Annotated in this window: 25 protein-coding genes; 16 read left to right on the top strand and 9 right to left on the bottom strand. The window is 69.6% G+C overall.

The window, feature by feature from the left end; translation table 11 throughout:
* Window positions 1–15 precede the first annotated feature (15 nt).
* The 15 genes from EGT67_RS11800 to EGT67_RS11735 are packed head-to-tail and all read left to right on the top strand — an operon-like array spanning window position 16 to window position 13580.
* Window positions 16–1809, top strand: coding sequence for a nickel-dependent hydrogenase large subunit (locus tag EGT67_RS11800; RefSeq protein WP_127916262.1), 1794 nt, complete (start codon window positions 16–18; stop codon window positions 1807–1809).
* Window positions 1810–1817: 8 nt separating this feature from the next.
* Window positions 1818–2756 (top strand): NifU family protein, encoded by a 939-nt coding sequence (locus EGT67_RS11795; RefSeq protein WP_127916261.1) that lies wholly within the window; start codon window positions 1818–1820, stop codon window positions 2754–2756.
* Complete coding sequence (locus EGT67_RS11790) at window positions 2753–3430, top strand: DUF5947 family protein (protein ID WP_127916260.1); 678 nt, start codon at window positions 2753–2755, stop codon at window positions 3428–3430. The genes EGT67_RS11795 and EGT67_RS11790 overlap by 4 nt, the downstream gene beginning before the upstream one ends.
* Window positions 3427–4077, top strand: a complete 651-nt coding sequence (locus tag EGT67_RS11785) for a DUF6084 family protein (protein ID WP_127916259.1) — start codon at window positions 3427–3429, stop codon at window positions 4075–4077. Before EGT67_RS11790 ends, EGT67_RS11785 begins: the two co-directional genes overlap by 4 nt.
* On the top strand, window positions 4074–5501 hold the full coding sequence (locus tag EGT67_RS11780; RefSeq protein ID WP_127916258.1) for a hypothetical protein: 1428 nt from the start codon (window positions 4074–4076) through the stop codon (window positions 5499–5501). The genes EGT67_RS11785 and EGT67_RS11780 overlap by 4 nt, the downstream gene beginning before the upstream one ends.
* Window positions 5498–5617: a DUF6893 family small protein gene (locus EGT67_RS25605; RefSeq protein ID WP_421958119.1), complete on the top strand. Its 120-nt coding sequence runs from the start codon at window positions 5498–5500 to the stop codon at window positions 5615–5617. The genes EGT67_RS11780 and EGT67_RS25605 overlap by 4 nt, the downstream gene beginning before the upstream one ends.
* A gap of 4 nt (window positions 5618–5621) precedes the next feature.
* Window positions 5622–6161: a hydrogenase maturation protease gene (locus EGT67_RS11775; protein ID WP_127916257.1), complete on the top strand. Its 540-nt coding sequence runs from the start codon at window positions 5622–5624 to the stop codon at window positions 6159–6161.
* A gap of 3 nt (window positions 6162–6164) precedes the next feature.
* Entirely contained in the window at window positions 6165–6422 is a 258-nt protein-coding gene (locus EGT67_RS11770) for a HypC/HybG/HupF family hydrogenase formation chaperone (protein WP_127916256.1), read from the top strand.
* Complete coding sequence (hypF, locus tag EGT67_RS11765; protein WP_127916255.1) at window positions 6419–8788, top strand: carbamoyltransferase HypF; 2370 nt, start codon at window positions 6419–6421, stop codon at window positions 8786–8788. Before EGT67_RS11770 ends, hypF begins: the two co-directional genes overlap by 4 nt.
* The gene (locus tag EGT67_RS11760; protein WP_127916254.1) at window positions 8785–9549 is read left to right on the top strand and encodes a hydrogenase assembly protein HupF; all 765 of its coding nucleotides are present in this window, start codon (window positions 8785–8787) and stop codon (window positions 9547–9549) included. The genes hypF and EGT67_RS11760 overlap by 4 nt, the downstream gene beginning before the upstream one ends.
* Window positions 9546–10241, top strand: a complete 696-nt coding sequence (locus tag EGT67_RS11755) for a D-sedoheptulose-7-phosphate isomerase (RefSeq protein WP_127916253.1) — start codon at window positions 9546–9548, stop codon at window positions 10239–10241. The genes EGT67_RS11760 and EGT67_RS11755 overlap by 4 nt, the downstream gene beginning before the upstream one ends.
* Before the next feature lie 3 nt (window positions 10242–10244).
* On the top strand, window positions 10245–11336 hold the full coding sequence (gene hypE / locus EGT67_RS11750; RefSeq protein WP_127916252.1) for a hydrogenase expression/formation protein HypE: 1092 nt from the start codon (window positions 10245–10247) through the stop codon (window positions 11334–11336).
* Window positions 11337–11354: 18 nt separating this feature from the next.
* Window positions 11355–11627, top strand: a complete 273-nt coding sequence (locus EGT67_RS11745) for a HypC/HybG/HupF family hydrogenase formation chaperone (protein WP_127916251.1) — start codon at window positions 11355–11357, stop codon at window positions 11625–11627.
* A gap of 25 nt (window positions 11628–11652) precedes the next feature.
* Window positions 11653–12783, top strand: coding sequence for a hydrogenase formation protein HypD (gene hypD / locus EGT67_RS11740; RefSeq protein ID WP_127916250.1), 1131 nt, complete (start codon window positions 11653–11655; stop codon window positions 12781–12783).
* On the top strand, window positions 12780–13580 hold the full coding sequence (locus tag EGT67_RS11735; protein WP_127916249.1) for a DUF6390 family protein: 801 nt from the start codon (window positions 12780–12782) through the stop codon (window positions 13578–13580). The genes hypD and EGT67_RS11735 overlap by 4 nt, the downstream gene beginning before the upstream one ends.
* Here EGT67_RS11735 and EGT67_RS11730 read toward each other — a convergent pair.
* The 6 genes from EGT67_RS11730 to EGT67_RS11705 all read right to left on the bottom strand — a co-directional run bounded on the left by EGT67_RS11730 (window position 13531) and on the right by EGT67_RS11705 (window position 18406).
* Window positions 13531–14301, bottom strand: a complete 771-nt coding sequence (locus tag EGT67_RS11730; RefSeq protein ID WP_127916248.1) for an energy-coupling factor ABC transporter ATP-binding protein — start codon at window positions 14299–14301, stop codon at window positions 13531–13533. The two genes, EGT67_RS11735 and EGT67_RS11730, sit on opposite strands and share 50 nt — an antisense overlap.
* Window position 14302: 1 nt before the next feature.
* Complete coding sequence (gene cbiQ, locus EGT67_RS11725) at window positions 14303–15061, bottom strand: cobalt ECF transporter T component CbiQ (protein WP_127916247.1); 759 nt, start codon at window positions 15059–15061, stop codon at window positions 14303–14305.
* 1 nt (window position 15062) lies between these two features.
* A complete protein-coding gene (locus tag EGT67_RS11720) occupies window positions 15063–15410 on the bottom strand; it encodes a PDGLE domain-containing protein (RefSeq protein WP_127916246.1) in 348 nt (115 codons plus the stop codon).
* Window positions 15407–16093 (bottom strand): energy-coupling factor ABC transporter permease, encoded by a 687-nt coding sequence (locus tag EGT67_RS11715; protein WP_127916370.1) that lies wholly within the window; start codon window positions 16091–16093, stop codon window positions 15407–15409. The genes EGT67_RS11720 and EGT67_RS11715 overlap by 4 nt, the downstream gene beginning before the upstream one ends.
* A gap of 157 nt (window positions 16094–16250) precedes the next feature.
* Entirely contained in the window at window positions 16251–16490 is a 240-nt protein-coding gene (locus tag EGT67_RS11710; protein ID WP_127916245.1) for a hypothetical protein, read from the bottom strand.
* A 293-nt stretch (window positions 16491–16783) separates the two neighbouring features.
* Complete coding sequence (locus EGT67_RS11705; RefSeq protein ID WP_127916244.1) at window positions 16784–18406, bottom strand: ABC-F family ATP-binding cassette domain-containing protein; 1623 nt, start codon at window positions 18404–18406, stop codon at window positions 16784–16786.
* 271 nt (window positions 18407–18677) lie between these two features.
* Here EGT67_RS11705 and EGT67_RS11700 point away from each other — a divergent pair, with 271 nt between their 5' ends.
* The gene (locus EGT67_RS11700) at window positions 18678–19172 is read left to right on the top strand and encodes a beta-class carbonic anhydrase (RefSeq protein WP_127916243.1); all 495 of its coding nucleotides are present in this window, start codon (window positions 18678–18680) and stop codon (window positions 19170–19172) included.
* Window positions 19173–19545: 373 nt separating this feature from the next.
* Here EGT67_RS11700 and EGT67_RS11695 read toward each other — a convergent pair whose 3' ends face one another.
* From EGT67_RS11695 to EGT67_RS11685, 3 genes are read right to left on the bottom strand one after another with little or no spacing between them, the layout of a single operon-like run.
* Window positions 19546–20397, bottom strand: a complete 852-nt coding sequence (locus EGT67_RS11695; RefSeq protein ID WP_127916242.1) for an SMP-30/gluconolactonase/LRE family protein — start codon at window positions 20395–20397, stop codon at window positions 19546–19548.
* 4 nt (window positions 20398–20401) lie between these two features.
* Window positions 20402–21925 carry an aldehyde dehydrogenase (NADP(+)) gene (locus EGT67_RS11690; RefSeq protein ID WP_127916241.1) on the bottom strand — a complete coding sequence of 508 codons (1524 nt, stop codon included), beginning with the start codon at window positions 21923–21925 and terminating at the stop codon, window positions 20402–20404.
* Window positions 21922–22797 carry a fumarylacetoacetate hydrolase family protein gene (locus tag EGT67_RS11685; protein ID WP_127916240.1) on the bottom strand — a complete coding sequence of 292 codons (876 nt, stop codon included), beginning with the start codon at window positions 22795–22797 and terminating at the stop codon, window positions 21922–21924. Before EGT67_RS11685 ends, EGT67_RS11690 begins: the two co-directional genes overlap by 4 nt.
* Window positions 22798–22806 lie beyond the last annotated feature (9 nt).

Genomic DNA, 22806 nt, shown 5'->3' with positions numbered 1-22806 from the left:
TAGAGAGGCTTCTCGATGACTTCCACAGTGCCCGAGCCGACGCGGGGGGCAGCCGACGACAAGGGTCTCGTCGAGATGTCCTGGGACCCGATCACCCGCATCGTCGGCAGCCTCGGGATCTACACCAAGGTCGACTTCAAGAACAAGACCGTTGCCGAATGCCACAGCACGTCGTCCATCTTCCGTGGCTACTCGCTCTTCATGAAGGGCAAGGATCCGCGCGACGCGCACTTCATCACCAGTCGCATCTGCGGGATCTGCGGCGACAACCACGCGACCTGCTCGTGCTACACGCAGAACATGGCGTACGGGGTCCAGCCGCCGCACCTCGGCGAGTGGATCGCGAACCTCGGCGAGGCCGCAGAATACATGTTCGACCACAACATCTTCCAGGAGAACCTGGTGGCGGTCGACTACTGCGAGAAGATGGTCTCGGAGACCAATCCCGGCGTCCTCGCGCAGGCCGAGAAGACCGCGGCTCCGCACGCCGACGCCCACGGGTACAAGACCGTCGCCGACATCATGCGTGCGCTCAACCCCTTCACCGGCGACTTCTACCGCGAGGCGTTGCAGGTCAGCCGGCTCACGCGAGAGATGTTCTGCCTCATGGAGGGTCGGCACGTCCACCCGTCCACGCTGTATCCCGGCGGTGTCGGGACGGTCGCGACGGTGCAGCTGATCACCGACTACACGACGCGGTTGATGCGCTACGTCGAGTTCATGAAGAAGGTCGTGCCCATGCACGACGATCTGTTCGACTTCTTCTACGAGGCGCTTCCCGGCTACGAGCACGTGGGTGAGCGCCGGGTGATGCTGGGGTGCTGGGGTGCCTTCCAGGATCCGGAGGTGTGCAACTTCGCGTACAAGGACATGACCGACTGGGGTCGGAAGATGTTCGTCACGCCGGGTGTCATCGTCGACAACAAGATGGTGACGACCGACCTGGTGGACATCAACCTCGGTATCCGGATCATGCTCGGCTCGTCCTACTACGACGACTGGTCCGACCAGGAGATGTTCGTGACGACCGATCCGCTGGGCAACCCGGTGGACCGGCGGCACCCGTGGAACCAGCACACCAACCCGAAGCCGCAGAAGCGCGACCTCGAGGACAAGTACAGCTGGGTGATGTCGCCGCGGTGGTTCGACGGCAAGAGCAACCTGGCACTCGACACCGGCGGCGGTGCCCTGGCCCGCATGTGGTCCACCGCGCTGGCCGGGCTGGTCGAGACCGACGAGGTGAAGGCCACCGGCCACAGTGTCGAGATCGACTTCCCGAAGACGGCGCTGAAGGGCCCGGTCAGGCTCGAGTGGAAGATTCCGCAGTGGAGCAACACGATCGAGCGCAACCGCGCCCGGACGTACTTCCAGGCGTACGCGGCCGCGATGGCGCTGCACTTCGCGCGGAAGGCGCTCGTCGAGATCAATGCCGGCCGAACCAAGACGTGGGAGTCGTTCGAGGTCCCCGACGAGGGCATCGGGTGCGGGTTCACCGAGGCCGTGCGCGGGGTGCTCTCGCACCACATGGTGATCCGCGACGGCAAGATCGCGAACTACCACCCGTACCCGCCGACACCGTGGAACGCGAGTCCCCGTGACGCCGAAGGGGTTCCGGGACCTTACGAGGACGCGGTGACGGATCTGCACATCTACGAGGAGAACGATCGCGACAACTTCAAGGGCATCGACATCATGCGCACCGTGCGCAGTTTCGATCCTTGCCTGCCGTGCGGTGTCCACATGTACCTCGGCGACGGCAAGACCCTCGAGAAGCTCCATTCGCCCACGCAGTCCATGACCGGGGAGTGAGGTGACGGATGGCGTCGGTACACGACGAGACGCGAAGCGAGACGCACGAATCCGATCGCTGGCGGGGAGCCGGCGATCGGATCGAGGCGCTGCTCGACGCCGCGTCGGCCGGGGGACCGGTGGCCCGGGAGCGGGCCGAGCAACTCGTCCGCGAGGTGGTCGACCTCTACGGTGAGGCGCTCGACCGGATCCTCGCCGTCGCCGCGCGCACCCCCGGACTGGTCGACGAACTGGCCCGCGACGAACTGGTGTCGAGCGTCCTGCTGGTGAGCGGGCTGCATCCGCACGACGTCGAGACCCGGGTGCGGACCGCGCTCGACAACGTCCGCCCCTACCTGGGCTCGCACGGCGGCGACGTCGAACTCGTCGAGGTGACGGCCGACGGCGTCGTGCGACTGCGGCTACTGGGCAGCTGTCACGGGTGCCCGTCGTCGGCGGTCACCCTGCAGCTCGCGGTGGAGGGGGCGGTCCAGGCCGCGGCGCCCGAGACCACCGCGATCGAGGTGGAGACCGACACCGCCGAGCCCGCCGCGGCGACACCGGGCGTGTTCAGCGTCGATTCGCTGATGTCGCACGTGCGCGATTCCGGACAGCAACCCGGAACGTGGGTTTCCGCACCGGAATTCGCGGAGATCGGTGCGGGCGAGGTGGGCGGCTTCACCGTGGGCGGCCTCGCGATGCTGGTGTGCCGGATCGGGGACGAACTCTTCGCGTACCGGGACCGGTGTCCCTCGTGCGGGAATTCGATGGCCGGGGCGGTGATGCAGCGCCGGGCCGGTGGTGCGGTGGGCGACGCGGTGGTGCGCTGCCCCACCTGCCGGGCCCACTACGACGTCCGCCGCGCGGGGGCCGCGGTGGAGACCTCGGGCGATCACCTCGATCCGCTTCCGGTGCTGGTGCGTGACGGCGTCCTCTCGGTGGCCGTGCCGACGGCGGTGACGGGGTGAACGCGCCGTCGAACCACGGCACCCCCACCGGTCCGGCGCTGGGGGTGCTTCGGCGTATCGCGGAGTCCCGGCCGCAACCGATCGCCGGGGAACGGTGCGAGATGTGTGCAGTGCCGATCGCCGACGAGCATCCGCACGTGGTGAACATGGCCGGACGGCAGCTGATGTGCGTGTGCCGGCCGTGCTACCTGCTGTTCACCGAACCCGGCGCCGAGCTGAGGTACCGGGCCGTGCCCGACCGGTACCTGTCGTTCCCGGACTTCCGGCTGGGACCGGGCCAGTGGGACGGGCTCGAGATCCCGGTGGGGCTCGCCTTCTTCTTCCGGAACTCCGAACAGGACCGCACGGTCGCGTTCTATCCCGGCCCCGCCGGCGCGACCGAGTCGGAACTGCCCATCGCGGCGTGGGACTCGGTGCGGGAGGCCAACCCGGCCGTCGACACCGTCGTCGCCGACGTCGAGGCGCTGTTGATCCGGGTGCCGAAGACCGGACCGGCCGCCGCCGAATGCCACCTCCTGCCGATCGACGCCTGCTACGAACTGGTGGGGCGGTTGCGGCGGTGCTGGCGCGGGTTCGACGGCGGGCAGGACGCGCACCGCGAACTCGACGACTTCTTCGAACGCATCGATCGGCGCAGTGTGCCGGTCCACGAGCAGACCGGAGGTGCGCCGTGACGGCCCTGGACTTCGCGGTGCTCTCGGTGGGCCCCGAACCGTTCGCGGTGACCCCCAACCTGATCGCCCGCGTGCGCATCGCCGAGTCGACCGGCGCCACCGTGCACGCGCTCGCCCTGCGGTGCCAGATCCGGATCGAGCCGCGGCGCCGCCGCTACTCGGACACCGAGGAGGCGGGACTGCTCGACCTGTTCGGTCCCCGCGAGCGGTGGGCGACGACCCTCTCGACGTTCCCGTGGCTGCACGCCACGGCGACGGTACCGGGGTTCACCGGCGAGTGCGTGACCGAACTGGTGCTGCCGTGCACCTACGACTTCGAGGTCACGGCGTCGAAGTACCTGCACGCGTTGGAGGGCGACGCGGACGGAACGGTCCCGCTGAGCTTCCTGTTCAGCGGCACGGTGTTCACGAAGGGGACCAAGGGGTTCGGGGTCGAGCAGGTCCCGTGGGATCGGGAGGCGCAGTTCGACCTGCCCGTCGACGTGTGGCGCGAGACCGTGCGGCAGAACTTCCCGTCGACCGGGTGGCTGCGCCTGGACCACGACACCATCGCCGCGCTGATGCGGTACAAGGCCGCCCGCGGTCTGCCCGGCATCGACCAGGCCGTGACCGAACTGCTCGAGGCCGCGGGGGAGGTGGCGACGTGACCGGACTCGACGATCTGGCCCGGCTGCGGGCGGTGGCCGACGCCGTCCTGTACGAGGGCTACCTGCTGTACCCGTACCGTTCCACGTCGCGGAAGAACCAGTCGCGCTGGCAGTTCGGTGTCCTCGGGCCGGTCGGCGCCGCCGACCGTGGAGTGGGCGAGGATTCGACGATGCGCGTCGAGTGCGTGCTCGACCGTGACGACGGTGTCGTCGAACCGGTGCTGCGTTTCCTGCAGTTGCAGGTACGGACCGTGGAGGCGACACGGGGGGCCGGATTCGAGGCGGTCCCCGAACTCGTCGTCGACGGTCGGACGTGGGTGAGCTGGGACGAGGCCGTGGAGGTGGAGATCGCACTCGGCGCGTTCGGGGTGGCGGACCTGCAGGACGGCGTCGGCCGGGACGTCCGGGTGCCGGGCGGCGCGGACGTCGAGGATCTCGGTCCGGCCGGCCGCCTGGTGCGGACACGGTTCCCGGTCCGCGGCCGGGTCGAGTTGACAGCGGCACCCATCGGCGACGCGGTGCGACTGACCGTCGACGTGCGCAACGAGACCGTCCTGGACGACGTCGTCGCGCCCGGGGTGCCCGTGAAAGACATTGCGATTCGCCACTCGCTCATCGGTGCGCACCTGCTCCTCGCGGCCCGCGACGCCCGCTTCGTGTCGCTGCTCGAGCCGCCCGACCGCCTCGCCGACGCCGCGGCCGGGTGCCGGCAGCATCGCTGCTACCCGGTCCTGGCCGGGGACCGGGACGCCCCCGGCACCAGCGACGTCGTCCTGGCGTCGCCGATCATTCTCTACGACCACCCGCGGGTCGCCGAGGAGAGCGGCGGAGACCTGTTCGACGCCACCGAGATCGACGAGATCCTCACCCTCCGGGTGATGACACTGACGGACGAGGAGAAGGCGCAGGCCCGCGCGACCGATCCGCTGGCGGCGCAGATCATCGACCGCTGCGACGGCATGTCGGCGTCGGACATGCAGCGGTTGCACGGTGCACTGCGCGACCCGCGCGCCTTCGACACCGGACCGGCAGAGCCCCCGACGTTCGTCACCCCCGGCGGACTCGTTCCCGAGGTGCCCGACGACGTGCCGTGGTGGGATCCAGCCGCCGACAACAGCGTTCGGCCCGAGGCCGACGGCGTGGTCGTCGACGGGGTGCGGATCGCGAAGGGCAGCCTGGTGCGGCTGCGGCCCTCGCGGCGGGCGGACGCGCAGGATCTGTTCTTCACCGGCCAGGTCGCCCGGGTCGCCACCGTGCACGCCGACGTCGACGGCGGCACGCACGTGGGTGTCGTCATCCTCGACGATCCGGCCGCCGAACTGCACGACTGGTACGGCCGCTACCTGTACTTCGCGCCCGACGAAGTGGAACCACTCGATTCGCAGGCCGATCCGGCGAACGAGCGAGAGGAGAATCGGTCATGAGGGCAATCGGAATGGTGTCTACGGTGCTGTTCGCGGCGGTCGCCGCGGCAGGCGTGTGGATCGGGGTGCGGTCGATCCCGGACATGCAGCGCTACCTGCGCATGCGCCGGATGTGACGAGATGACGCCCGCGTCGCCCGCGGCGTCGCCGCCGAGGATCCTGGTCGCCGGAATCGGCAACATCTTCCTCGGCGACGACGGCTTCGGCCCGGAGGTGCTGCACGCCTTGGTGTCCGGGCGGGCATCCGCCGCGCTGCCCGACGGCGTCCGTGCGGTCGACTACGGCATCCGTGGGATGCACCTGGCGTACGACCTGCTCGACGACTGGGACGCGCTGGTTCTCGTGGACGCGGTTCCGGACCGCGGCCGGCCGGGCGACGTCCGGGTGTTCGAGGTCGGCCCGGACGACCCCGGCGCTGCCCCTCGACTCGACGCGCACGGCATGGATCCGGGCGCGGTGTTCGCGAGCCTCGCCGCGCTGGGCGGACGACTCCCACGCACCGTCGTCGTCGGCTGCCAGGCGGCGTGCGTCGACGAGGGGATCGGGCTGTCCGCGCCGGTCGCCGCGGCGGTGGACGACGCCGCGGACGAGGTGCTGGCGGTCGTGTCCGGGTTCGGTCCGGCGGCGGTCGGTGGTCCGGTCGACGAGACGGAGGGCTGAGCGATGTGTCTGGGAATCCCCGGGCGGGTGGTCCGACTGCTCGACGGCTACGGCGGCCAGCTCGCGCTGGTCGACGTCGAGGGGAAGGAGCGCAAGGTCAACATCGGGATGCTCGAGGACACTGTGCTCGCCCCCGGCGACTGGATCGTGATCCACATGGGATTCGCGGTGGAGCGCGTCGACCGGGAGGGCGCCGAACGGGCCATGGCGGGTCTGGAGTTGATGGGCCGTCCGCGGGACGACGGAGACGGGGCACCGTGACCGCCGAGGCGTTCACCGACCGGGCCGCGAAGCAGCGGCACCGGGTGACGGTCCGTGGGGTGGTGCAGGGCGTGGGTTTCCGGCCGTTCGTGGCGCGGCTGGCCGAGCGGTTGGGCCTCACCGGGCACTGCGGAAACGACGAGGTGTGCGTGTTCATCGAGGTCGAGGGCCGACCGGACGCACTGGCGGAGTTCACGATCGGGCTGCGGCGCGATGCACCACCGCTCGCGGTGGTGGTGGACGTGACCGTCGAACCGGCGCTGCCGCGCGGGGACGACACGTTCCGGATCGTGCCGAGCCTGCACACCCCGGGTGCCCGGACCCTGGTCCCGCCCGACGTCGGGATCTGCGCCGACTGCGCGCGGGAGATGGCCGACCCGGCCGACCGGCGGTACCGGCACCCGTTCGTGAACTGCACCAACTGCGGGCCGCGGTTCACGGTCGTCACGGACCTGCCCTACGACCGGCCGGCGACCACGATGGCGCGGTTCCCGATGTGTCCGCGGTGCGCCCGCGAGTACGCCGATCCCACCGACCGCCGGTACCACGCGCAGCCGATCTGCTGTCCGGACTGCGGGCCGCGGATCCACGCGGAGGCCGCCGGCGCGCGCATCGACGGCGACGACGCCGTCCTCGAGCGGGTGCAGCAGGAGATCGCGTCGGGTGGCATCGTCGCGATCAAGGGTATCGGTGGATTCCATCTGGCCTGCGACGCAACCGATCCCGACGCCGTTCGGCGGCTGCGGGAGCGGAAGCAGCGGCCCGCCAAGCCGTTCGCCGTGATGGCGGCCGACGTCGACACCGCACGCCGGGTGTGTGACGTCGGAACCGCCGAGGCCGATGTGCTGCGCAGCGCCGCGCGTCCGATCGTGCTGCTGCGCAGGAAGACCCGATCCGAGGTGGCGGCCGATGTCGCTCCGGGGCTCGACGAGATCGGGATCCTGCTGCCCTACGCGCCGCTGCACCACCTGCTGTTCGCGCCGGTGCCCGGCAGCGCCGTCCCGCCGCCGGAACTGCTGGTGATGACGTCGGGCAATCTCGGCGGCGAACCGCTGTGCTTCGACAACGCCGATGCGCGCGAGCGACTGTCCGGCATCGCGGACGTGTTCCTGATGCACGACCGCGACATCGCCGTGCCGTGCGAGGACTCGGTGCTCACGGTCGTCGACGGCGCGGTGTCGCCGATCCGACGCTCCCGCGGGTACGCGCCGCTGCCCGTGCTGCTGGACCGTCCCGGCCCGACCGTGCTCGCGGTGGGTGCCGAGGTGAAGAACACCTTCTGCCTCACCCGGCAGGACTTCGCCTTCTGCTCCGGGCATCTCGGCGACATGGGCAGCCTCGAGAGTCGGCGCGCGTTCGACGACTCCGTCGCGCAACTGTCCGCGCTGCACGACGTCCGGCCCGAACTGGTCGTCGCCGACGACCATCCGGGGTACTCGACGCGCAGTTGGGCCGAGGAGTTCAGCGAACGCGAGGGCATCGACCTGCGCACGGTCCAGCACCACCACGCCCACGTCGCGGCGCTGGTCGCCGAACACCGCATGGTGGGGACGCCCCTGCTGGGCATCGCGTATGACGGCACCGGCTACGGCTGCGACCGCACCGTGTGGGGCGGGGAGATGCTGCTGGTCGGGGAGGACCTGCTCGACGCCGACCGCGTCGGACACCTGCAGCCGTTCACGCTGCCCGGTGGCGACGTCGCGGTGCGCAACCCGGCCCGTGTCGCGTTGGCGCTGTTGCACGAGGTGGGCCTGGACACCGCGGCGGCAGAGGAACTGCCGTGCCTGCGCGCGCTGGCGGCGAACGAACGTGGGCTGGTGGCAGCGCAACTCGACACCGGGCTGGGCTGCGTGCGGACGACGAGCGTCGGTCGGCTCTTCGACGGTGTCGCGTCGGTGCTGGGGGTGCGGCACCGGGTCAGCTACGAGGCCCAGGCCGCGGTGGAACTCGAAGCCCTCGCCCGCACCGCCCGCACGCCCGCGGCGATCGAGATGCGGATCGAGGGCGGCGAGCTGAAGCTCGCGGAGCTGGTGGGGGGACTCGTGACGGGAATGCGTGCGGGCGTCCCGGTGCCGGAACTGGCCTTCGGCTTCCACTGTGCGTTGGCGGCGGCGACCGCGAGCCTCGCGGCCGACACTGCGCGGCGGTCGGGGGTGGCGACGGTGGGCCTGACCGGTGGGGTGTTCCAGAACCGGTTGCTGACCGCGCTCGTCCGGGTCCGCCTGGAGTCGGCGGGATTGCGGGTGCTCACGCACCGGTCGGTGCCGGCGAACGACGGCGGACTGTCGTTGGGGCAGGCCGCACTGGGACTCGCGACGCTCGCGCGTCGCTCCCGGACCGATCCGATCGACGAGGTGCAACCATGACGACGAGTGACGCGACGGTCGAACTGATCGGCCGGGAGCTGTCGGCGGACCTGGCGGCCGCGGCCCTGGCCCTGGCGCGTCGATTCCAGGCGGGCGCCACCCTGTGGGTGGTCTCGCCGCAGTGGGAACCGCACGCCCATCACGTGGCGGTCGAGTTCGTCCACCCGGTGATCGTGGGCAAACGGGCGCTGCCGTCGGTCTCGCTCGTGGAACCCGACCCGGTGGCGCAGTGCCGCGTCGCGACCCGGCCCGGGGACGTGATCCTCGCGGTGGCGTCCGCCGACCAACCACAGGTGCGGGACATCATGCGGCGGGCCCCGGCGTGGGGTGCGGACACGATCTGGATCGGCTCGGGTCCGCGGCCCGGCCCCGGCGCGTCCACCCACGTCCTGTGGGTGGACTCCGACGATCCGATGGTTCCCGCGACCGGGCGGTTCGTGCTGATGTACCACCTGCTGTGGGAACTGACGCACGTCTGCTTCGAGCACCCCGGGCTGGTGCAGGCACCCGCCGATGGGGGCGTCGAGTGCGAAGGCGACGCGTGCGTCACGTGCAGCGACGAGGGCCGACTCGCGGAAGTGGTGCTGGCGCCGTCGGATCCGCTCGACGGCACTCTCGTCCGAACGGCCGGCGGGGAGGAGTGGGTCGACACGACGATCGTCGGCGACGTCGCCGCCCACGACCTGCTGCTGGTCCACGGCGGTGCCGCGATCAGCAGGATCCCCCTCGACATCCACCCGAACGAGGAGGTACCGCGATGACCGGCCCGACCCCAGTCCCCGAGGGAACGGATTTCCTGTACCCGTTCATCGACGCCCACGAGGAGGGTGCCGACGCCCTGCTCGACGACCTCGCCGCCTCGGCCCGCGGTAAGGCTGCGGAAAGTGCTCGGCTGCAGCGGGACTCGACCGTCGAGTGGGGATCGGGGATCGAGGAGGCCGGGCGCCGGATGGCGGAGCGGTTCGCGCAGGGGGGTCGGCTCTACACGTTCGGCAACGGCGGCAGCTCCACCGACGCGGCCACCCTCGCGTCGCTGTTCAGCCGTCCGGCCCGGGGCCGGCCCGTCGCCGCGTGGTCGCTCGCCGCGGACCAGGCCGTGGTGACGGCGCTGGGCAACGACGTCGGCTTCGACCTGATCTTCTCCCGGCAGATCATCGCGCACGCGGGCCCGCACGACATTGCGATCGCCCTGTCGACGTCGGGGAATTCCGACGACCTGATGATCGCGCTGACGGAAGCGCGGCGGCGCGGTCTGCTCACGATCGGATTCGCGGGACACGACGGCGGCCGGATGGCGGTGAGCGACGACCTGGACTACTGCTTCACGATCCGATCGCAGAGCATCCACCGCATCCAGGAGAGTCACGCGCTCGTCGGCTACCGGCTCTGGAGCGCCGCACAGGAGCACATGAACAGACCGGGCGGACCCGCCACCGACAGCCAGGAGGATTGACGGATGGAACCTACGACGGCCGCCGAACGCGAGGACCGGGTCCTCGACCGCATCGCCTCGTTCCGCAAGCGCCGGCCCAGGCTCCTCGAGGACGTCGTGACGCTCGCCCACGGCGCCGGCGGGAAATCGTCGGCGGCGCTGGTCGACTCGGTGTTCGTGGAGGCGCTGCGCAATCCGCAGCTCGAGCAGTTGGGCGACGCGGCCGCGCTGACGCTGCCGGCGGGCGAGCGGATCGCGTTCTCGACCGACTCGTTCGTGGTACAGCCCCTGCAGTTCCCGGGCGGGTCGATCGGGAACCTCGCGGTGCACGGCACCGTCAACGATCTCGCCGTGACCGGCGCACGGCCGTTATGGCTGTCCGCCGCATTCGTGATCGAGGAGGGCTTCGAGATCGCGTTGCTACGCGAAATCGTCCAGGACATAGCGGATTCCGCTGCACAGGCCGGGGTGCACGTGGTCACCGGCGACACCAAGGTGGTCGGCAAGGGCGCGGCCGACGGCGTCTACATCTGCACCGCCGGTGTCGGCGCGCTGCCGGTCACCCGCCGACTCGGACCCGAGTGTGTCCGGCCCGGCGACCGGGTGCTGCTCTCGGGCACGATCGGCGAACACGGCATGGCCGTCATGCTCGCGCGCGGTGAACTCGCGATCGAGGCGGACATCCGGTCCGACACGGCGCCGGTCAACGGTCTGGTCCACGCGCTGCTCGAGGCGGCCCCGTCGACGCGGTGGATGCGCGACGCGACCCGGGGCGGGGTCGGCACGGTGTGCAACGAGTTGGCCCAGTCCACCGGACTGGCGGTGGTGCTCGACGAGGAGTCACTGCCGGTGCTGCCGCAGGTCTCGGGCGCATGTGACCTGCTGGGCATCGATCCGCTGTACGTCGCCAACGAGGGCAAGTTCGTCGCGGTCGTCGCCGCGGAGGAGACCGATGCCGCGCTCGCGGCACTGCGTGCGTGTCCGGGCGGCGAGCAGGCCGCGGTCGTCGGGGAGGTGCTGGCAGAACCGGAGGGCATCGTCGCGCTGCGCACCGCGTTCGGCGGCAGCCGGATCGTGGACATGCTGGTGGGGGATCCGCTGCCGCGAATCTGTTGAGCGAGAGGAGGAAACGACATGTGTCTGGGCATTCCCGGCCAGGTGGTGCAGATGGTCGACACGGAGCAGCACCTGGCGAAGGTGGACGTCAACGGGGTCCAGCGGACCATCAGTGTGCGACTGCTGGCCGACGACGGCCTCGTGGTGGGCGACTGGGTGCTGGTCCACGTGGGCTTCGCGATGGCGAAGATCGACGAGGCCGAGGCCGCGCTCACCCTCGACCAGGTCCAGAAGATGGGCGCCGACTACGAGAACGAGATCGACGCGTTCCATTCCTCGCGTATCAACTGACGCCGGGGCACAAGGAGGTTGCAGCATGAAATTCGTGGACGAATTCCGCGACCCGGCGGCGGCCCGCGCGCTGGTCCGGTCCATCACCGAACTCGCCGGCGACGACGAGTTCAAGTTCATGGAGGTGTGCGGCGGCCACACCCACACCATCTACCGGCACGGCATCGAACACCTGTTGCCGCCGTCCGTCGAACTCGTGCACGGTCCGGGGTGCCCGGTGTGCGTGATCCCCATGGGCCGGGTCGACGACGCGATGTACCTCGCCGAACAGCCGGACGTCATCTTCACGACGTTCGGCGACATGATGCGGGTGCCCGGATCGCACGGCAACCTCATCGAGGCGAAAGCCCGTGGTGCGGATGTGCGATTCGTGTACTCGCCGCTCGACGCCCTCAAGATCGCCGTCGACCACCCCGACAAGCAGGTGGTGTTCTTCGCGGTCGGCTTCGAGACCACCGCCCCGTCCACCGCGGTGACGCTGGTGCGCGCCCGGCAGATGGGGGTGACGAACTTCAGCATCTTCTGCAACCACGTGACGATCGTGCCGCCGATCAAGGCGATCCTCGAGTCCCCGGATCTGCGACTCGACGGCTTCCTCGGACCCGGGCACGTCTCGACGGTGGTGGGGTTGCGGCCGTACCGGTTCGTCCCCGAGGTGTACGGAAAGCCGATGGTGGTGGCGGGGTTCGAACCGCTCGACATCCTCGCGTCGGTGCACATGCTGCTGCAGCAGATCCGCGAGGGCCGCTGCGAGGTGGAGAACCAGTACATCCGCGTCGTCCGGCCCGAGGGCAACACGCAGGCGCTGAAGCTGATGAGCGAAACCTTCGCGCTGCGACCGCACTTCGAATGGCGCGGACTCGGGTTCATCTCGCAGAGCGCGCTGCGGATCCACCCCGACTACGTCGAGTTCGACGCGGAGGAACGCTTCTCGATGCCCGGCGTCCGGGTGGCCGATCCCAAGGCGTGCCAGTGCGGCGAGGTCCTCAAGGGGGTCATCAAGCCGTGGGAGTGCAAGGTGTTCGGCACCGCGTGCACGCCCGAGACCCCGATCGGGACGTGCATGGTCTCGCCCGAGGGCGCGTGCGCGGCGTACTACAACTTCGGTCGCCTGCACCGGGAGACGGCGCTGCTGGTGGGGCGGAGACCCGAGTGAGCGCCGCGGCCGGCCGGGTCCTGTTCGCGCGCTACGCCTACGCGCCCAACTCGCTCGGGTACTGCGGGCCGGCGGGTTCGGCGGCTCTCGAGGCCGTCGCGTGTGGCGCCACGGATCCGGACGACGGCGACGTCGACTCGGCTGCACGGCAGTTCAGTGGCGCGTGGCCGTACCAGGAACTGCTCGCCGACCTGTCCGGCGTCGACGACGCCCTCGACGACGCCGTGGTTCGCGGCTACTGGACCGGCAACGAACTGACGGCGGCGGTGGACCGGGAGCGCTTCGGCCGGGAACTGCTCGACCGCCTCGGCGCGAGCGCCGGACACTACTGGAAGTACCTCACCGACGCCCTGCTGCCCGAGGCCGCGCCCACCCACGCGTTCCACGTGTTCGGGGTGTATCCGTGGACGCGACTGCTCGGCACCGGGATGCCGCAACCGCTGCACGTGCTGGACTCGTGCCGGATCCGCAACGGTGTCGTCGTGAGCCTGACCCCGCACACCGCCACGGTGCGTTCGCGGGGACTGCAGTTCGACGGCCGGCGACTGGCGCTCGGCCCGCTCGAGGACCGGCCCGCCCGGCGCAGCGTCGGTGCGGGTTCCTTCGTCCCGGATCTGCGGATCGGGGACCGGGTGGCCGTGCACTGGGACCTGGTGTGCGACCGACTCGACGCCGATCAGGCGGGCAGCCTCGAGTACTGGACGGATTGGCAGCTGACGCAGACCAATCCGCGGCTCGCCGCCGAGCTCACCGGTCCCGCAGTCGGTCGGGCAGCGACTCCGTCGCGGGAAGCGTGAACCCCCACGGCAGCTCGAGGCGGTGCGCGGCGAGCAGGTCCGCGTCGGCGAGGACGCGGTCGATGCCGTCGTCCGCCACCACCCGGCCCTCGTCGAGGACCACCGCACGGCGGCACAGTTGCGCGGCGTACGGCAGGTCGTGCGTGACCAGGACGAGGGTCGCCTCCAGGCGCATGAGCACCTCGGCGAGTTCGCGGCGGGCGACCGGGTCGAGATTGCTCGACGGCTCGTCGAGCACGAGCACATCGGGTCGGCACGCCAGCACCGTCGCGAGCGCCACCCGGCGCCGCTGGCCACCGGAGAGGTGACCGGCGCTGCGGTGCGCGTGCTCGGCCATGTCGACCTGCGCGAGCGCATCGGCCACGCGCCGTTCGAGTTCCGTGCCGCGCACCCCGAAGTTGGCGGGCCCGAAGGCGACATCCTCGGCCACGGTGGGCATGAACAGCTGGTCGTCGGGGTCCTGGAACACGACACCCACGCGGCGCCGGATCTCGCGCAGGTTCTTCCGGTCCACCGCGAGGCCACCGATCCGCACCGAGCCCGCGGTCGCGGCGAGCACCGCGTTGAGTTGCAGGATGAGGGTGGTCTTGCCGGCGCCGTTGGGGCCGAGGACCGCGACCCGTTCGCCGTGAGCGATCGAGAGGTCGACGCCGTCCAGTGCCCGTCGGCCGTCCGGATACTCGAAGACGAGACCGGCGGTTTCGACTGCGGGAGGCTGCATCTCACACCATCCACGCGGCGGTGGCGACGGCCACCGCGCAGGCGGCGGGCGTCAGCGCGGTGCACCAGTCGCGACGCCGGGCCGGCGCCGAGGACAGCGGCACCGTTCCGGTGAATCCGCGCGAGAGCATCGCCAGGTGCACGCGTTCGCCGCGCTCGTAGGCGCGCAGGAACGTCCCGCCCACGCCGCGCGCGGCGGCACCGACCTGGTGCAGGGAACGCGGGTCGTCGCCGCGCGAGACGCGGGCGATCCGCATCCGGTCGATCTCTCCCGCAAGCAGGTTCACGTAGCGGAGCATGAGGGTGGCAATCGTGACGACGACGCCGGGCAGGTGCAGGCGGGACAGTCCCGCCGGCAGGGACCGCATCGGGGTGGTGGCCGCGAGCGTCAACGAGACGAGGACGCCGAGGGTGCCCTTGACCAGGATGTTCCACGCCGCGAGCAGGCCCGGTACCGACAGGGACAGTCCCAGGACCGTGGCCCGGTCGCCGGACTCCGCGAACGGCAACAGCACCGCGAGCACCACGAACGGCAACTCGATCAGCATGCGCGGCGCGAGCCAGCGCAGTGTGATCCCGGCGATCCGCCACACCCCGACCAGGATGAGGAGATAGAGCCCGAACGCCCAGAACGCCTCCCGCGGTGTCGCGACGACCGCGAACACGCCGACGAACGCGGCCAGGATCTTCACCTCGCTCGGCAGTGCGTGCACCGGTGACGCGCCTTCGAGGTACAGCGGGTGTGTGTGCGCCCCGGACACGTCACGGTCCCCGGTGCCGGGCGATGGCCCGGAACAGCAGGCCCGCCACGACGAAGACCGCAACCACGCCGAGCACCCCCGCGACGCCGGTGAGCGCCCCGTCGCCGCGGATCGAGTAGTCGGCGAACGGAGACGACGAGAGGTGATGATCGGTGGCGTCCTGGGCGATGCACGTGCCGTCGAGTTGTTCGCCGTCATCGGTTTCCACGACCTCGCAGCCGCGCAGCGTGGCGGAGTCCAGGCCGTCCGGGCTGGAACTCGCGAAGTAGGAGAGGACACCGGCGATCAACAGTGCTGCGACCGCGAACCCGACGAGGAACCACGACCGTGTGCGGGTGGGACTGCTCATGTCGACACCACCCCGTCGTCGCGCGTGCGTACCGTTCGCCGGCGCAGCAGGTACACGAGATCGGGCCGCGCCCGCGCGACCGCGACGACGGTGAATGCCGTGATGATGCCCTCGCCGATGCCGATGAGCGCATGCGTGCCGAACATGTACGCGGCCACCGTGTGCAGCGACGTGATCGCCGACCCGCCGATCGCGTACTCGACCACGAACATCGAGGCCGCGAGAACCGTTGCACACCAGGCGGAAACGAATGCGAGCACGCCGATTCCGCCGTCTCCCCGGCCGGCGAGCAACGGCCGCAGGACCACGGCGACGGCGTACCCGACCGCGGTCCCGACCAGCGCCATGTTGGTGATGTTGGCGCCGAGGGCGGTGAGGCCGCCGTCGGCGAACAGCAGGGACTGGACGGTGAGCACGATCGCGATGCACAGCGCGCCCGTGTACGGCCCGACCAGGATCGCGGCCAGTCCACCACCGAGGAGGTGCCCGCTCACGCCGGGAAGGATCGGGAAGTTGATCATCTGGACGGCGAAGATGAAGGCGGCCACCAGACCCGCCATCGGTGCGGTCCGCTCGTCCAGTTCGGTTCTGGCGCGCCAGATCGCCACGCCGACGCCCACGACCGCAACGGCCCAGAACAGCGCGGAAGTGGGGGCATTGATGATCCCGTCGCTCATGTGCATTGCGACGACATCCGTTTCGGCATTCGCCACGACGGCCGCTTCGATAGCCACGCTGCCCTCCCGGGGCCGGGGAATCGTTGCGGCCAAGTCTATCGGGACATGTGAACAGCTGAACAGGCTTTCCGGAATGGTCCGGTTCGACGGTTGCCGTCGTGCACTAGCTGCGGGGTCGCAGCAGGAGGAACGCGCACCCGACCGGTGCCGTGGTCAGCGCAAAGATGCGTGCGATCTCTGCCAACGGCACTCCGATCGCGAAGGCCAGGCCGGACGGGCTGATCGTCGCGAGTGCGGATCCCAGGATCAGGACGATTCGTTTGGCGCGTTCGCTAGGGACGCGCAGGTCGTCCGCTTCGTTCATGGAGTCGTCGAGGTCGGTCGGGTAGTCGTAGGTCTGCATGTCGTTTCGGCACGACTTTCGATCGTCGGGGGGTAGCGCATCTGCTCGGTTCTCTTCGTTCGGAATTCACCGTAACGGTGGGCGCAAGCCCATCCGGCAGAACCGCATTCGTTTCCAAAACTCAAGATCCGGAGGCGGGATCGAGATGTGTCACGTGGGGCTCGTGTGACTCCGATTCGGGACCGAACCGGGACCTTCTGCCCTGGAACGGAACAGGGCTCCTGTGCGCAATCGCCGCGAACCGATGCCCCGAAAGAGACACACCTCATATTGCCGCTCGTGTCGCCGTGTCGTCACTCCGGACGCTCTTCCCCGGGCTCCTCTCGGGGCTCGGTGAGCCCCGAATCGTCGATCTCGAGTCGTCGGGTGATGCCGATGTCGCGCAGGAACCGGCTGTCGTGGCTGACCACGACCAGCGCGCCGCGAAAACCGTTCAGTGCCTGGACCAGGTGGGCGAGGCTCGGCAGGTCGAGGTTGTTCGTCGGCTCGTCGAGCATCAGCAGCCGCGGCGGCGGATCGGCCGCGAGGAGCATTGCGAGAGCCGCCCGCAGCCGTTCGCCACCGGACAGTGTCGACGCCGGGGCGTCGGCCTCGGCGCCACGGAACAGGAACCGGGCCAGGCTGCCCCGGACCTGCTCGGCCGTCGCGTGCGGGGCGGCGCCTGCGACGTTCTCCGCCACCGACGCGTCGTCGTCGAAGATGTCGATTCGCTGGGGGAGGAGCGCGAACGGGACCCGCGCGCCGTGCTCGGCGATCGCGTGGAGCAGGGTGGTCTTGCCGGCGCCGTTGCGTCCGATCAGGGCGATCCGCTCGGGCCCGGTCACGGTGAGATCGAGCGTCTGGCCGCTGCGCAGGCGCGCCCCTTCCAACGCGATCACCTGCTGCCCGGGGAACACTGCGGTGTCGGGCAGGTCGATGCGGATCTCGCGGTCGTCGCGCACCCGGTCCTGCGCTTCCGCCAGCGTGCGCTTGGCGTCGTCGAGCTTCTCGGCGTGGTTTCCACGGAGCTTGCCGGCCGACTCCTGGGCGGCCCGCTTGCGCAGACCCATCACGATCTTCGGTTCCCGCTTGTTCTCGAACATCTTTCGGCCGTAGCGCGCCCGGCGGTCCAGCTTGATCTGCGTCTCGACGAGTTCGCGACCCTGCTTGCGGACGTCGCTGCGGGCGTCGCGGACCGCCGCCCGCGCCGCCTCCTGCTCCGCCTCGATCGCCTCCAGATAGTCGGTGAAATTGCCACCGAACATGCGAAGGCGCCCGTCGCGCAGTTCGGCGATGGACTCCATCGTCTCGAGCAGGTCCCGGTCGTGGCTGACGACGAGCACGGTGCCGGGGAACTGCCGCACGGCCGCGGCGAGAAGATCCCGGCTCGCACCGTCGAGGTTGTTGGTCGGCTCGTCGAGCAGCAGGATGTCCGGCTCGCGCAGCAGTTGCGCGGTGAGACCGAGCAATGTCGTCTCGCCGCCGGACAGTTCACCCACCGTGCGGTCGAGGTCGGCGACGCCGGCGACGATGCGCTGCAGGCCCAGCCGGTGCAGCGTCGACACCGCGCGCTCCTCGATGTCCCAGGCGGTGCCGACGGTGTCGAAGTCCGAGTCCGATCCGGAGCCGGATTCGATGCGCGCCAACGACTGTCGGATGTCGGCGATCTCGAGCACCACGTCGACTCGCACCGTCGGATCGAGCGTCAGGTCCTGAGGGAGGTACGCGACGGTGCCGTGGGTCGTGACCGAGCCGCGGGTAGGGTGCAGCCGTCCGGCGATGAGCTCGAGCAGCGTGGACTTGCCGGAACCGTTGAGCCCCACCAGACCGGTGCGGCCCGAACCGATCACGGCGTCGAGACCGTCGACGACCGGGGACCCGTCGGGCCAGGAGAAGGCGAGGTCGGACAGGGATACGGACGTGGTGGACTTAGGCATTCGATGCTCCGAGAGGTTGGTTGCGGTGCGCGATCGCATGCGACATGCACACGGTCACGCTCAGGCGCGGGTCACCTCTACAGGAGCAAGGGCCTCTCCGATCCTCGGGAACAGAACGTCGACCACCGTATGACCGATTCAACCGACGCGCAACCCATTTATTCCGCTCGCGGGGAGCGGAAGGGTTCCGCGTTCGCGTCACTGCGACGACCATGAAGGGCAAGTGCGGGCATTCGACCCCTGCTCCACCCCAGTGATCCGGGAGACGCCGATGACTGTCACCGACGAGTACCTCGAGAACAACAAGCGTTACGCCGAGAGCTTCGCGGGCCCGTTGCCGCTGCCGCCGAGCAGGCACGTCGCCGTCGTCGCGTGTATGGACGCGCGACTGGACGTCTACCGAGTCCTCGGCCTCGGGGCGGGCGAGGCGCACGTGATCCGCAACGCGGGCGGTGTCGTCACCGACGACGAGATCCGTTCCCTCGCGATCAGTCAGAGACTGCTCGGCACGCGTGAGATCATCCTGATCCACCACACCGACTGCGGCATGCTGACGTTCACCGACGACGAGTTCAAGCGCGCCCTCCAGGACGAGACCGGCATCGAGCCCGCGTGGTCCGCCGAGGCGTTCCCGGACGTCGACGAGGACGTCCGGCAGTCGCTGCGCCGGATCGCGGCCAGCCCGTTCGTCACGCTCACCGAATCGTTGCGCGGCTTCGTGTTCGACGTCGCCACCGGTCGGCTGACCGAGGTTACCCTCGAGTGACCGCGGTCGCCTCACGGCCCGGGGCGTGTCTCCTATTTGGTGAGGAACCTCCTCGGATGCAGATCGCTGAGAGGACCACACCGGCCCCGTAGGAACGGGATCGGTCGTGGACGGCCGCAGACCCGACCGGAGGCCGTTCTCGGCGACAATGCCCACTCGCCGAAAGCGAACCGGGCACATCTGTCATGGCCTCTCCCTGCAGCTCGTCGGTATAGCCGGGGTCCCGATTGTCAGCAACGGCTATCGGCAGTGGCTGCGGGAGTCCCTGAACCTGCCGTGCCTGTTCGGCGAGGTCCGCGGCTCTGGACCGGAGCCCGACATGCCGCTGATCATCCTGTCCGCGATGGAGACCAACACCTTCCCACTCCCCGGTTCAGCTGCGGAATGCGAACGGCCCGAATCCGCCGATCGGCGGCTCGGCGATGTACACCGCTCCGGCCCCTTGTTCCGGCTCGGTGAGCTGATATCGGGATGTGGTGATGTAGAGCTGGTCGAATCGGGGGCCACCGAAAGTGCAGGCGGTGACCTGCCCTGCTGGAACGGTGATTTCGGCGTCGAGACGGCCATGACGGTCGACATGCACCAGGCGGCCTGCATCGAAGAGAGCGAGCCAGACGCCGTCGGCCCGATCGACGGCGAGGCCGTCAGGGAAACCCAGACCAGCAGTGTCCAGGAAAGGCGTCCTGCTCAGGATGTTCCCCTCGGACCCCACGGTGATCATGTCGATCCGGTTCGTCAGGCTGTCGACGTAATAGGCGTGGTTGCCACTCTGCGTCCATGCCAGACCATTCGAGCAGCCGACACCGGACGCAGCGATGGTGGTGGCGCCGTCGGGATGTAGCTGCCACAGCGCACCGGCGCCCGGGACCAAGTCGTAGGACATGGACCCGCACCAGAACCGGCCATCCGGATCGCAGGTTCCATCGTTCATGCGGATGGAGGGATCGGTCCAGCATTCGATGGTGTCGGTCACTGTCCAGTCGTTGTCGAGCAGGGCAAAGCCACGTTCGATCCCGGCAACGAAGCCGCCGCCACGTCGCGGGCGCAGGGCGGCGACCACCGGCCCGACGTTGATCCGCCGAGAGACCTCGCCGGCCTCGTCGAGCAGGACAATGTCGCCAGCGAGCATGTCGAGCACGACGAGGCCGTGGCCGTTCAGCCACACCGGCCCTTCACCGTGATGGGTCACAACACCGGTGAGCTGTTGGGCTGTCGAGGTCTTCATCGGTTTACTGCTTCACCGGCTCTGTAGTGAGGGTTCCGTTGATACGCCGGAGGATTCCCTCGGGGTTGCTGTCGTGCAGCCACGGGGGCAGTGCGTCTTCAGGGACGTGCTGGTAGGCGACTGTGCGCAGGAAGCGGTCGATCGCTGCGGTGCCGACGGCGGTGTATCGGGGATCGGTGGTGGCCGGATACGGCCCGCCGTGGAACTGCGCCCAACTGACCGCAACTCCGGTCGGCCAGTCGTCGACCAACACCCGCCCGGCTCGCCTCGCCAGCGCCGCGACCAGGTCGGCGACATCCTCACCGGCCGCCCGCTGCACGCCGGCGGTCAGCGAACCGGGCAACACTGCGAGCGCCTGCCACAGTTCCTCGGGCGAGTCGTAGGTGACCAGCAGGGTGGTGGGTCCGAAATGTTCCTCGGTGAGTCCCTCGACGTCAGCCAGCAGGGCCGCAACCGTAGTCTGTGCGACCGTGATCTGTTCGTGGGCTCCGGCCTGCTCTGTCGGCTCCAGCCCAGCCGCCACCTGTTGCACGGGTTTGTGCGCGAGGAAGTCTCGGAGCTGACCCCGGTACTGGTCGCGCAGGTCGATGCCGAGCATCACCGGCGCGGGGAGGTCGGCGATCAGTGTCGCGAGGCGGGCCGGTACATCGCTGTCGGCCGGTAGCAGGATCAGTCCTGGCTTCGTGCAGAACTGGCCGGCGCCGAGCCGGAAGGACTGGCTCAGTCCCGCCGCGATCTCCTCGGGGCGCTCCGAGCTCGCGCGCCCGGTGACCACGACTGTGTTGATGCCGCCCAGTTCTCCGAAGAACGGGATCGGGTTCTCGCGGGCGGCCGCGATGTCGTGCAGGGCGCGGCCACCGACCGTGGATCCGGTGAAGGCTGCCGCGGCGATCTCCGGGGCGGACAGGGCCGCCGTGCCGGTGCTGTACCCGTGAACGAGTGCGAATATCCCTGCAGGTGCGTCATTTTCAGCAAAGGTTGCCGTGATGATGTCGGCGACCGCGGCCGACAGCAGCGGATGTCCGGGGTGGGCTTTGACGATGACCGGGCAGCCGGCAGCCCACGCGCTGGCGGTGTCGCCACCGGCGACACTGAAAGCGAAGGGGAAGTTGCTGGCGGCGAACACCAGGACCGGGCCGATACCGACACGAATCGAACGCAGATCCGGACGTGGTGTGGGAGTCCATGCCGGGTCGGCGGTGTCAATCGTCGGGTCGAAGGGTTCGCCGGTCTCGGCGTGGGATGCCAGCAGCCGTAGCTGACCGGTTGCGCGGGCCAGCTCGCCGGTCAGCCGCGGAACTCCGAGGCCGGTCTCCCGGTCGGCCAAGGCCACCAGCTCGTCGGCGCGCTCGTCGAGCGCATTGGCGACTGCTCGCATCCAGACCGCGCGTGTTGCTGCCGACGCTGACGCGACCGCGGGTGCTGCTGCCGCCGCGGCGGTCAAGATGGTCTGTAGCTCCTCGGACGTGGTGTCCTCGACGGAGCCGTTCACGCTTGCGTCCATCGGGTTCAGGCTGATCACAGTCATCGTGCGAGGGCTCCTTCCGTGCGCTGGATCTGCGCCATTGTGTTTGTGAGAACGCCGACTTGGTCGATGCACACGGTGACGACGTCGCCGTCGCGCAGGCCGTCGCCCAGCGGGGGGACGATGCCGGTTCCGGTGGACAGCACGACACCGTCGGGGAACTCGTTGGCTTGGAACAGCCATTCGACCAGTTCGGCGTAATCACGTTTCATCGACGAGGTCCGGGTCTCGCCGCTGAATGCTGTTTCCTGACCGCGCTGGATCGTCATCGTGATGCCGAGATCTTCCGGGGCGGTGATCGACCACCACGGGACGATCTGTGGCGAGAGTGCGCAACTACCGGCATACAGCTTGGCCTGCGGCAGGTAGATGGGGTTTTCGGCCTCGATTCCGCGGGCCGTGACGTCGTTGCCGACCAGCGCTCCGATGATCTCGGCGTGCCGGTTGAGGACCAGGCACAGCTCCGGCTCGGGAACGCTGTCAGGGCAGTCGGCGCGGATCCCAGCCTGCTCACCATCGGTGCGTACCCGCCAGGCGGCGGACTTGAAGAACAGTTCCGGTCGTTGCGCGTCGTAGACGTCCTGGTACACCAGATCGTGGCGCGACTCTTCCATTCTGGCGGATCGGGACAGCAGGTAGGTGACGCCGGCGCCCCAGACCTCGGTAAGACCGTCGATCGGTGCCAGTAGCGACGTTCGAGCGAGTGGCCGGACGGCGTCGGTCGGGATCGCCTGCTCGGTGAGTTCCCTGATCTCGGCGGCGCTGTGTCGCAGCAGGGTCGCCATGTCTGGCAGCGGGAGCGGATGGACACCGGCCGCGTCGAGCACGCCCAGTTTCGCTCTGCCGTCGTCGTCGAGGAATCGGACAAGGTTCATCGGTGGTCC

The sequence above is a fragment of the Prescottella agglutinans genome (assembly GCF_004011865.1).
Classification (GTDB): Bacteria; Actinomycetota; Actinomycetes; order Mycobacteriales; family Mycobacteriaceae; genus Prescottella; species Prescottella agglutinans.
Note: the sequence above shows the minus strand (reverse complement) of the source record. Positions and strands in the feature narration are given on the sequence as shown.